Consider the following 9013-nt stretch of genomic DNA (forward strand, 5'->3'; position numbering starts at 1 on the left):
CGATCCTGGTCTTCGATGTGAGCGACCCGATGCGTCCGGAGGTCGTTCGCAGTCTGCGTCTCGATTGGGCCTGGGCAGTCTCCGTCGATGGGGACCGTCTATATGCCAGGGCGCTGGGCGACCTCAGCACCTACGGAATCGAGAACCCGGCGCAACCGATCCTCCTCGGCAGCCATCCCGTGGGTTACATGTACGTCCCACCGTTGGAGGCCCGAGGAGATGTTGTTGCAGTTGGCCAGGCCGGCTCCGTCGACCTGCTCGATGCTGGCGATCCCGAGAACGTCACGGTTCTGGCGAGCGTCCCGATCGAAGGCCAGGTCCGCGGACTCGATTGGCATCCACCGTACCTGTTCGCAGGTGGAAGCACAGAGGTCCTGATTCTGGACACGACCGATCTGCAATCGCCCGTGCGGATCGCCTCGATACGCCTGGCTGCGGAGGTGCGAGGCATCGCGGTGGCCGACACGCTCCTCTTTGTCGCGAGGACGGACTCGCTGGTCGCCTACTCCATCCATGAGATCGAGTCGCCACGCTTCTGCGCTGCTTCCCGCATCTCGCCGGTCCTGCCGCAGCCGGTGGGCTTCGCGGTCAGGGGCGACAGGCTCTACTTCTGTGGGGCGTCCCATCGGGAGACGCGGTGCTACGACATCTCGCCACCCTGTCGCCTCGAGGAGTTGTGCAGGTACTCGGGCGCCTTCTCGCAGTGGCACCCGCAGACTTCCCTCGTCCTCGTGGACGATGTTCTGCTCGCGGGAGGATGGGGCGGACTGCGGTCGTTCGATCTCGACTCAGGCGAATGCCTCCCCGAGCCGGCGGTCTACCCGCTTCCCGACAATGCGAGAGGGATCGGCGTCTTGGGGAACAGGGCCTTCGTGGCATCGGATTACAGGTTCCTGGAATTCGAGGTGGGTGCGGATCACACGCCGCGAGCGGTCGCGGACGTCTACCCCGATGGATATCTCGGCTACGTCATCGATGTGACTGCGGGCTGGGGCGTCACGGGTGCGTCCGAGGTTCGGACCTTCGATCTGTCTGCGACGGGCAATCCGGTCCCGATCGGATCCGTCGCCTGCGAGAGCGACAGTCACATCGAGGTCTTCGATCCCGCCAGGAGGATGGTGGCCGCGTGCGGCGGCCCAAGCTTCATCGTTGTAGACGCGTCGAATCCGGAAGAACCCTTCATCGTCGAAGAGCTGCCGTTACCAGAGTACGAGACGTCGGTGGCGACTGTGTATGAAGCCCCGTTCATCTATGGGATCTCGACTGTCTCCCTGGGGCTCGTCGAGTACGTTCCCGGACAAGCTCCCATCCCCCGCCCCCTCTCCTGGGTCGACACGCCCACGGAGCCGCGCGGTCTTGCGGTGCGCAATCGCCATGCCTATGTGGCCGATGACAACTGCGCGCTCTACATCTACGACTACACCGATCCGGACAACCCCCAGCTCGTGAACCAGATCATGACTGATGTCTGCATCGACAATCCCGACGCCATCCAGATCACCGGGGATCAACTCCTGCTTTGCGGCTTCGGGCTCTCGATCTATAGCTTGGCGGACCCGGTCAATCCCGTGAGGTCCTGCGGGCTGGAGGGCGGAATTCACTACCGAGGGTGGTGGCAGGGCGACCTGCTCTACACCATCTACATGGCGCACGGAGTCTCGGTCTACCGAACGAGTTGTGGGGTTCCCGCGACTCCGCCCGTTGTGTTGCAGACGGAGCCCACAAACGGCGCAGGAGGCGTCGGGATGGCGTCCGTTCTCACGGTTCAGTTCAGCGAGGAGATCGCGCGAGAGACCCTGGACGGGTCGAGCTGGCTGGTCACCGGGTCACGCTCGGGGAGGCACGCCGGTACGATCACATGGCTCGACGCGAGCGGCACCAAGGCGCGATTCGATCCAGCCGAGGACTTTTCGTGCATGGAGGCAGTGAGCTGCGTCATCACGGATGCCGTGACGGATCTTGATGGAAACCATCTCGATGGGGACGGAAACGGCGTCTCCGGTGGAGACTGGTCTTGGGGCTTCTCCACCGGCGGGGGCCAGAGGAGGGAGTTTTCGCCGAACATCCCCTCCCGCAGGTACTTCCTCTTCTCCTTGCCCTCCGCCGTGGAAGGAGGCGCTCTCTCTTCGCTGTTGAGCGAGATGGGAACCCCCGGAACAGTCAACTGGGCCGCCTACGGCTACGAGGAGGGGGCGCTGGTCAAGAATCCCGTGGGAGAGATCGGCCGCGGCTACTGGCTCTGCACGGCGCGCGAGTCGAGGCCCGGAGTCGTGGGATGCGAGTTCCCCGACACGGTCACGGTGGGATTGGAGGCCGGCTGGAACATCCTTGGGTGGCCTGCCGGCTTCTCGTCGCCGCCCCCGTGGGACTCATGCGCGGTTGTGCGTGGCTCCGATCTGATTCCGTTTGGGACTCCGACAGGGCCGGTGCGTCCCGTCATCCACTGGTACGACGACCCATCGGGCGATCTGGTGAACAACGGTGCCTGGAAGAGCCTTGGTCCGGAGGAGTGGGCCAGCGATGGGAATCCTTGGGGCGGGTACTTCGTCTTCGCCACGGAACCTTGCACGTTCCGATTCGCTCCTCGCGTGAACGCGAAGGCCCAACACGAATCGGGCCCGATGTCGGATGTGAGGAACGGAAGTAGCCGCTCGACTGGGAGCGTTCGCCGGGATCTCGGCGCCGGAGGCGTGGCCGCTCCCGCCTGGTCGTTCACATTCTCGGCCTGTGGCGGCCCCGCGAGCGATGGGGGCGTGGTCGTGGGGGCGAGGGCCGGCGCGGGGAGCGGATACGATCGATACGATGTCGAGAAACCGCCGATGGTCGATGGCGGCGTGCGGCTTGCGATTGTCCATGTTGATCGGTCCTGGGCCGAGTACCTGAGGGACTATGTCGGGGACGATGCGGAGTCGGCGCAGTGGGAGCTGCGCGTCACGGGCGATGCGGAATGGGCCTCCCTGGCATGGTCGGGCTCTGGGTCGCTGTCGCCGGAGCAGTACCTCTATCTGATCGATCCGGTCGCGCGCCGCGCAGTAGATCTGAGGCGAGGCGACCGTTATGAGTTCCTCTTGCCGGCAGCCGGGCGGGATTTCCAGGTGCTGCTCTCGCGCGAGCCGTGGCACGGAGCGCTGTTCGAGCCAGTCGAGACAGGGTTCGAGGCTCTGGGCCCCAATCCGACGCGAGGCCCAATGACGATCCGATTCGGGGTCGGGAAGCCCGGCCCCGCGCGCGTCGATCTCTTCGATGTGCAAGGGAGACGCGTCGGGGAGCTCTGGCGGAGCATCGTGGACCCGGGCGTCTACGAGATCGGCTGGAACGCGCGGGAGTGTACGATCAGCCCGGGCGTCTACTTCGTGAGAGTGCAGGCTACTTCGGGAGCCGATGCGCGCTCCATCCAGGTGGTTCGCTGATGTGCGTACAAGGCGAAGTCAGCGCATTGTTGGAGGGATGATGGCACGGATTCCTCGGGTTCTCAGGAGCAGAGGCTTGATGCTATTGAGCGGTCGGGCGAGGGGAATGCTGACCGGGGGGCTCCGCGTCGCGCTCCTGATCGCGGTCTCGGGCTGCGCCACCACGGGGGGGCGCATGCATCAAGAGGGGCGGCTGGAGCTGAAGTCCCGCAACTATGCCGAGGCTGCTCGGCTCCTCTCCCTCGAGCTGGAGCGGAGACCGGGCGACTGCATGGTGCGGCGCGACCTCGGGATAGCCCTCTTCAAGGCGGGCCGCTACCCGGAAGCGGTGGAGCACCTGAGTGCCGCGGCGGTCTGCCTGCCGGGTGACGGGGCCGCCCTCTACTACCTCGGGTCCGCGCACGAACAGAACAGCGAGATCGAGGATGCGATCGCGACGTTCCAGCGAAGCGCTGAAGTGAGGAGGTTCACGCGCTACCGGGAGCTGATGCAGGAGAGGCTGAAGCAGCTCGTGCGCAAGCAGATCCTCGTCGACGCCCGGAAGCGCATCGCCGGGGAGGACACGCTGAGCACAAGAGGATCGCCGGAGTGCATCGCCCTCTCCCCTCTCGATGTCCGTCACGCACAGCAGGAATACGCGCCGCTGGGCCTGGCCATGGCGGAGTGGCTGACCACGGACCTGGCGAAGCTGCGGAGTCTGAGAGTGGTCGAGCGCCTTCGGCTGGACGCGATCCTGACCGAGCTGCACCTGCCCGGGATCGATCCCGAGACCGCTCCGCAGGTGGGCCACTTGCTGGGAGCCGGCAGGGTTGTGAGCGGTGGTCTCATCGGAACGGGGGGAGACGCGATCCGCATCGAGCTTGGCGTGATCGACACCGAGACTGGCGAGACGATGCCCGGGATCTCGGCCGGCGGGGAGGTGTCTGCTTTCTTCAGTGTGGAGAAGGATCTGGTTTTCAGTCTGATCCAAAGGCTCGGCATCACTCCGAACGCCCTTGAGAGGGCGGAGATCCAGCAGATCCCAACCAGGAAGCTGAGCGCCATGCTCGCCTACGGGAAGGGGCTCATGGCAGAACGGGTGGGCGACGTGGATGAGGCGAAGGCCGCCTATGAGGAGGCGCTCGCCGAGGACGCAGGATTCAGCCTGGCGAACGATGCTCTGGACGCATTGCCTGCTGCGGACGCCACGATCGGAGGGCTAGAGGAGACTGCGGAGGGCGATCTCCTAGGCCGCGGCGGGACGGGACCAGACGCCGATGAAACGCAAGATCGACTTGCGGAGACGGATCGTCTGGTCGGCTCCGGCCTGTGGCCGCTGGATCCCAACGAAGTCTCTCCCGTCCCGCCCACCGATCAGATCCCAGAACCTCCGCCGCCGCCGGCGGAACCGCCGCCGCTGGTTCCCGATCCACCTCCGCCCCCGAGCGGGATGTGACGAGGCGGTCATGAAGACGCAACTTCTCTCTACTGTTGGTCTGGCCCTGGCGGTCCATCTCCTTCTCGTATCCCCCTGCGAGGGGGGAGGCCGAGTTCGGCTCGACACGAGGTACGAGCGCTGGACGTGGGAGATGGAGGGAATCGGCGGGGATGCGGTTGTTGGTGAGATGACCACCCGTCTCTCCCTCGGGCTCACGCTGATGCCGGGTGTCGACGCGGAGGTGACTACGGGCTACGCGGGTGCCTCGTGGAGCGGACCGCAGACGGAAGCGGGGAGCGCGGCGAAGAACCTGAGCGGGATGCTCGACACGAAACTGCGTCTGACCTACCGGGTAGGCGATCGCCTGTTGATGCGCGTTGGGTTGAACGGCCCGACGGGAACGACGGAGCTGTCTGCCGAGGAACTTCCGCTGGCACAGGCGCTCGCGTCACGAGCCCTCTCCTTCGACGGGAATCGGCTTGGGGGGGGATTCGACGTCGATCTGGGGGTCTCTTTCGCGACGAATGCGGGGCCGGCGGCCGTCGGCCTCGGCGCAGGATACCTCCTCAAGGGCGGGTACACGATCAGGGAGGAGACGGAGACCTACGAGCCCGGAGATCAGGTGTCGCTCGCGGGAGGCATCGACCTGAGCAACCCGGCATGGCTATGGCGCGGGAGCGTGCGAGCCATCCTGTATCAAGCCGACCGGTATGACGCGGTCGACTTCTATGAAGCGGGAGACCGGTACGACGGCCAGATGACCTTGCTCCATCGATGGGCGCAGACGTCGCTCTGGGGCTCCCTCTGCCTGGTCTCCTTCGGCGACACAAAGGAGGTCGGCGGTGACGGCCTGAGCGAGAGCGAGTCCCGCACGTTGCGGGGGGAGTACTACGCGGAGGCAGGGATGCGGTATGAAACCCATTCCGGACTCAAAGTGTCGCCGACAGTCGGCCTTCGCATCCTTCGCGGCACGAATGGGGGCGAGGGAAAGGCGCGTCGCGTGGATCTAGGACTCGCGACGGTGATGCGGCTCAGCCCTCGGGCGGGCCTCGAGGTCAAAGGACGCTACGGGCTCGGACGGCTCGAGCAGGCGGCACCTGAACTGACTAACCCGGGGGAGAGCGACCTCTCGGGTCTCGCCGGGGCCGTTTCCCTCATGGTGGACTTCTGAGAGGGTGTTGGAGATGACGCCGATCACTTCCACCGAGGTCGCCGCGCTTCTGACGCGCGTGCGCGCCCTCCTCGGCGCGAAGTATGCCGAGATCGAGCATCACGCGACCGGCGGCATGAAGGTGATCTTCGTCGGGACCAACCGCAAGCTCGCGCGCAGGGAGGCGATCAAGGTTCTCTGGATGCGGCGCGAGATGGCTCCGGAGGATCTCGTGCGCTTCCAGCGCGAGTGGCGAACGGTCGCCGCGCTACGGCATCCCAATGTTGTCGCGATCCACGACGCGGACTACAACGCCGGCGAGAGACTGGCCTGGATGGCCGAGGATTTCATCGAGGGGCCGAGCCTGGGCGAGCTTCTAAGGAGCCAGGCCCTGACGGGGGACCGCAAGCTCGGCATCGCGATCCAGGTCGCCTCCGCCCTCGAGTACGCCCATTCGAAGGGAATCGTCCATCAGGACATCAAGCCGGAGAACATCCTGGTGGACGCGCGGGGGCGGGCCTTCGTGACTGACTTCGGAATCGCCGCGATAGCTGGGCAGCCGCGTGGGGCGGCCGGTCCGGTGTTCGGGACGCCGGCCTTCGTGAGCCCCGAGCAAGCACAGGGCCAGCCGGTCGACAAGCCGAGCGACCTCTACTCCTTCGGCCTCGTCCTCTACGAGATGTTCACCGGGCACCGGCTCTTCGAGGGGCCGAACGCCGAGGATGTGCTCCGCCGACAGATCCACGAGCCGCCCCGCAGCCCCCGCTCGATCCGCCCCGATCTCCCGGAGTCCCTGAACACGCTCCTCCTTATGCTCATCCAGAAGGACCCGGCCAAGAGACCGACGGCCGCAGAGACTCGCCGGCAGCTCGAGGCGATCTCGCGGACGATCGGGGGGGCGCGCAGACCGCTGCCTGCGTGGCCGGTGCTGGCGGGTGGCTTACTTGTCGGGGTGGTGCTCATCGGGTACATCCTTGGCCGGGGGGGAGGGCCTCCTCCGCTAACCGAGGGGAACCAGGACGGGAGGGGCAAGGACCCACCTACGACTGATTCTGCTTCCGTGCCCGGTACGCGCGACACCGCAGTGGTTCTCGACGACAAAGATCCCAAGCCAAGGCCTGAGCGCCCCGATTCGACTCTATTCCCCTCTCCGGCCCCGAAACCCCCGGTCCAGGCCAGCGTCACAACCGGCACGATTCACATGCGGGTGGTGTTTCCGAGTCAGTCGGGCGAGAACCCCGGGAGAGCCCAGATCATGTTAGACGGCAGCCCGACCAACCGCTATGTGCCATTCACACTAGATCGAGTGTGCACGCTTGGCGTCCCGATCACGATCTCGCTGCGATGTTCGGGCTATGAGTTCGACCCACCGGAGATCGAGCGGCGACCTTCTACGCCAGGCGAAACGCTCGAGTTCCGTTTCCAGGTCGCGAGAAGTCCGTAGGACTCCCCGTATCTGGATTGAAGACGGCGTTCTCCTGATAGAAGCACGCGCGGGACGGAGGTTGAAGATGTCTCATAGATACGCTCGATCGACACTCATGCGGATGGGTCCGGTGGTTCTCGTCGCGTTGGTATCGACGCTCCCCGCCCGGCCCTCGCTGGCCGCTCAGCAGCTCCAGGCACCCTCGACTTCCGAAGGGATCAAGGTCGCCGAGGAGAGTTACTACGGGGCGCTGTTCGAGCAGGCGATCCGCCATCTGAACGACTACCTCGCGCGGCAGGATCTTATCAATGCCGAGCGCGTCGATGGATTGAAGCTCCTCGGCTCCTGCTGGATCGCACTGGGCGAGCGGGAAAAGGCGCGCGCAGCCGTCGAGGAGATTCTGGCGCTCGAACCGGACTTCTTGATCGATCCAGACACTGTGCCGCCGGGTCTCCTGCAGGTCTACTTCCGGGTGCTGGATGATCAAGGCAAGCTTGCGCTACGGCGCGGGATCAGATCAGTCGCTGTCCTCGATCTCACGAACAGCTCCGTCACGGCTCGCGACGACATGGATCCCCTTCGGCAAGGACTGGCAGACGCGATGATCACCTGCCTTGCCGCCGACACATGCCTTGTGGTGGTCGAACGGGAGCGTCTCGAGTATCTCCGCAAGGAGATCGGCCTCCAGCGAACCAGCGAATTCGACCAGGAGACGGCAGTCACTGTGGGGAAGCTCATCGCCGCCCAGCTCCTTCTCATGGGGGGATTCACCCGGATCGGGGACAAAGTTCGGATCGATGTACGCCTCGTGAGGACGGAGACAAGCCAGGTCGTCTGGACTCAGTCGGCCGAAGGGACGATTGCCAAGATCTTCGCGCTCGTCGAGAAGATCGCCAAGCCGGCCGGCGAGTTCATCTGCCAACGGCCGCTCCCCGGGCCATCCAAGCAGGATGCCAGCTATCAGGCGCTTCTCGCCTACTCGAGGGGCTTGGACTTCCTCGATCGCGGGGAGATGAACGAAGCGTACAAGAGCTTTCAGGTGGCCCTGGAGACATCTCCGGACTTCGAGAAGGCGCGCCGCCGGATGCGGCAGCTCGCGCCACTCCTGGCCTCGCAGCAAACCGGTGAGAGATAGTTGCAGGCACTCCGAAGTGTAGAGGGAGACAATGTCATGAAACTGAACATTCTGAATGGAAACCGTGCCGGCCTCGACGTGGACGCCGTGAGCGAGCGCGTCTGTGTAGGTTCCGGCCCCGAGAACGACCTTCTGCTGACCGATGTCGGCATCTCGCGGGAGCACGCCGAGCTCCGCCGGAACGGGAGCGCGTGGTACGTCATCGATCTGGGTAGTATGAACGGCACATACGTCAACGGAGAGCAGGTGATGCGCCGCCGCAGGGTCTCAAGCGGCGACATCCTGGCGTTCGGACGCACCGAGGTCGCGCTGGAAGAGAACGGCGGCGGCGAGACGCAGATGTTGCGCAGGCCGGATGCAGCGCAGCAGCGCCCCGAGTCGACGGAAACTCAAGCCGTCGGGGTCGAGGCCGCGCCGGCCGTCAGCTCAGGGACTCCCGCGTCGGACGAGAGCGACCCTTACTGGGTTGCGCCCA

6 protein-coding genes are annotated in these 9013 nt (G+C 65.3%); all 6 read left to right on the top strand.

Annotation, left to right across the window (positions count from 1 at the left end):
• Positions 1 to 3410, top strand: a 3410-nt coding sequence (locus FJY88_09555; protein MBM3287575.1) for a hypothetical protein, incomplete at its 5' end; no start/stop codon positions are given.
• Positions 3382 to 4845 (top strand): tetratricopeptide repeat protein, encoded by a 1464-nt coding sequence (locus FJY88_09560; GenBank protein ID MBM3287576.1) that lies wholly within the window; start codon positions 3382 to 3384, stop codon positions 4843 to 4845. The genes FJY88_09555 and FJY88_09560, both read left to right, overlap by 29 nt.
• 10 nt (positions 4846 to 4855) lie before the next feature.
• Entirely contained in the window at positions 4856 to 5998 is a 1143-nt protein-coding gene (locus tag FJY88_09565; GenBank protein MBM3287577.1) for a hypothetical protein, read from the top strand.
• 13 nt (positions 5999 to 6011) lie between these two features.
• Entirely contained in the window at positions 6012 to 7421 is a 1410-nt protein-coding gene (locus tag FJY88_09570) for a serine/threonine protein kinase (GenBank protein MBM3287578.1), read from the top strand.
• Positions 7333 to 8538 carry a hypothetical protein gene (locus tag FJY88_09575; GenBank protein MBM3287579.1) on the top strand — a complete coding sequence of 402 codons (1206 nt, stop codon included), beginning with the start codon at positions 7333 to 7335 and terminating at the stop codon, positions 8536 to 8538. The genes FJY88_09570 and FJY88_09575 overlap by 89 nt, the downstream gene beginning before the upstream one ends.
• Positions 8539 to 8574: 36 nt before the next feature.
• Positions 8575 to 9013, top strand: a 439-nt coding sequence (locus FJY88_09580) for an FHA domain-containing protein (protein MBM3287580.1), incomplete at its 3' end; no start/stop codon positions are given.

This window comes from Candidatus Eisenbacteria bacterium (assembly GCA_016867495.1).
Lineage (GTDB): Bacteria > Eisenbacteria > RBG-16-71-46 > CAIMUX01 > VGJL01 > VGJL01.

Excerpts from the sequence above, each read along its gene's own strand:
- FJY88_09570 (MBM3287578.1), top strand. The coding sequence starts at position 6,012 with ATGACGCCGATCACTTCCACCGAGGTCGCCGCGCTTCTGACGCGCGTG.
- FJY88_09560 (MBM3287576.1), top strand. The coding sequence starts at position 3,382 with ATGCGCGCTCCATCCAGGTGGTTCGCTGATGTGCGTACAAGGCGAAGT.
- FJY88_09575 (MBM3287579.1), top strand. The coding sequence starts at position 7,333 with ATGAGTTCGACCCACCGGAGATCGAGCGGCGACCTTCTACGCCAGGCG.
- FJY88_09565 (MBM3287577.1), top strand. The coding sequence starts at position 4,856 with ATGAAGACGCAACTTCTCTCTACTGTTGGTCTGGCCCTGGCGGTCCAT.